At 69.1% G+C, this 1,698-nt stretch carries 2 protein-coding genes and 1 pseudogene; 2 read left to right on the top strand and 1 reads right to left on the bottom strand.

Going from position 1 to position 1,698, the window contains the following annotated elements:
- Both FVW27_RS14890 and msrA read left to right on the top strand, forming a co-directional pair.
- Positions 1-498, top strand: a 498-nt coding sequence (locus FVW27_RS14890) for a phosphotransferase family protein (RefSeq protein WP_167126570.1), incomplete at its 5' end; no start/stop codon positions are given.
- Positions 499-677: 179 nt separating this feature from the next.
- Positions 678-1,364 (top strand): peptide-methionine (S)-S-oxide reductase MsrA, encoded by a 687-nt coding sequence (gene msrA, locus FVW27_RS14885; protein ID WP_208294820.1) that lies wholly within the window; start codon positions 678-680, stop codon positions 1,362-1,364.
- Between the two features lie 123 nt (positions 1,365-1,487).
- On the opposite strand, the pseudogene FVW27_RS20985 reads toward msrA, so the two are convergent.
- Positions 1,488-1,698, bottom strand: a pseudogene (locus FVW27_RS20985) (radical SAM protein); the annotation flags it as partial.

The raw sequence follows: 1,698 nt of genomic DNA, 5'->3' as shown, positions 1-1,698 counted from the left end.
CCGGTACGCGACGCGCTGGAGGCCCTGCCCGACGTGCTGGCCGCCCAGCCGGTGGTGCTGGCCCATGGCGATGCCCACCCCCTGAACCTGATCTGGGCGCCCTGCGGGGATGGCGACGGCGCAGTTCCGCCGGATGCCACCCCCCTGGCAGCGCTGCGCGGGGTCATCGACTGGGAATTCGCCGGGGCGCAGCCCGCGCTGTACGACGCCGCCAACTGCATCGGCTGCGTGGGCTTCGAGCATCCTTCCGGCCTTGGCCGCGGCTTTGCCGCCGGGTTTACCGCCGCGCTGCGTAATGGCGTGCCCCCGTACGGCCTTGCCGGAATGGATGCCGACACACTGCGCCACCTGCCGCTGATGGTGCTGGCGTCCCGCTTCGGGTGGCTGTCGGAATGGCTGCGCCGCAGTGACCGGGACATGCTGGACATGGAACTGGACTACTGCGACATCCTGCTGCACCACCGCCAGCGGCTGGCGGACATGTGGGCCGGGGGGTAACCGCCGCTTCCGCCATGGGCACCCCGCCGCCCGCAGAGCGCCCCCTCCTTCCTCCTTCGCCCATCCCGCAAACCCATCGTCCCCCTCTGTACTCCCGGCGCAGGCGTGCTATATCTGCCATGATGCCTGGACGGGCGCGCCACTTCCGGCGCGCCGCCTCCGGCACGGGAGTGCGCACCATGTCCACCCTGCTTCAGTCCCCGTTCATGGAGACCGCAACGTCGGCGCTGACCGCGCTGGCGCACCTGTTGCCTCTTTCCGCCCTTCTGCTGGCCGCCCTGCTGCTGCCCGCCACGGCCCGCGCCGCGCAGGACAATGCACCCACAGCCCCCAGCCAGCCAGCCTCCACGGCCACCGCAGTGTTCGCCGGCGGCTGCTTCTGGTGCATGGAAAAGCCCTTCGACCAGTTGGACGGCGTGCTGGATACCACCTCCGGCTATACCGGGGGCAACGTGGATTCCCCCACCTACAAGCAGGTATCCTCGGGCGTTACCGGCCACGCCGAGGCCCTGCGGGTGACCTACGACCCGGCAAAGATCAGCTACGAAACCCTGCTGGACGTCTTCTGGCGCAACGTGGACCCGCTGGACGCGGGAGGCCAGTTCTGCGACCGGGGCAGCCAGTACCGCTCGGCCATCTTCGTGGCCGATGCGGCGCAGCGCGAGGCCGCCGAGGCCAGCAAGAAGGTCATCGAAGCACGCCTGGGCAAGCCCGTGGCCACCGGCATAGAGGCCGCCTCCACCTTCTGGCCCGCCGAGGACTATCATCAGGACTACTACCGCAAGAATCCCATCCGCTATGCCTACTACCGGACCGGCTGCGGACGCGATCGGCGCCTGGAACAGGTCTGGGGCGCGGAAAAGTGACCCGCGCGGGGGGATCATTTCCCGGAAACGAGAAAGGACGCCGCCCACGATGGGACGGCGTCCTTTATTTCCATGCTTTTCTGTCAGGGAGTGCCTTCGGCCATTCCGAAGACCGCGCCACCCTCAATCGCAGCGTTGCCGCCCGGTACAGCCCGACATGACAGACTGGCCAGACATACCTGATTGACCTGGCAGGCCATGCCCATGGCGCGGACGCTCCGGCTGCATGGGCAGCAGTCCCAGCCCACCCAGAGTGCCGCCGTCGCCCAGCAGCCCTGCGGCGTCGGCCCGGCAGCGGGCGCAATGGCGCATCTGCGGCAGATGGCGCCCCGCC

Origin of the sequence: Nitratidesulfovibrio liaohensis (assembly GCF_011682075.1) — a bacterium.
GTDB classification, from domain to species: domain Bacteria; phylum Desulfobacterota; class Desulfovibrionia; order Desulfovibrionales; family Desulfovibrionaceae; genus Cupidesulfovibrio; species Cupidesulfovibrio liaohensis.
Note: the sequence above shows the minus strand (reverse complement) of the source record. Positions and strands in the feature narration are given on the sequence as shown.

Coding starts and splice junctions, on each gene's coding strand:
- msrA (WP_208294820.1), top strand. CDS start 678: ATGTCCACCCTGCTTCAGTCCCCGTTCATGGAGACCGCAACGTCGGCG.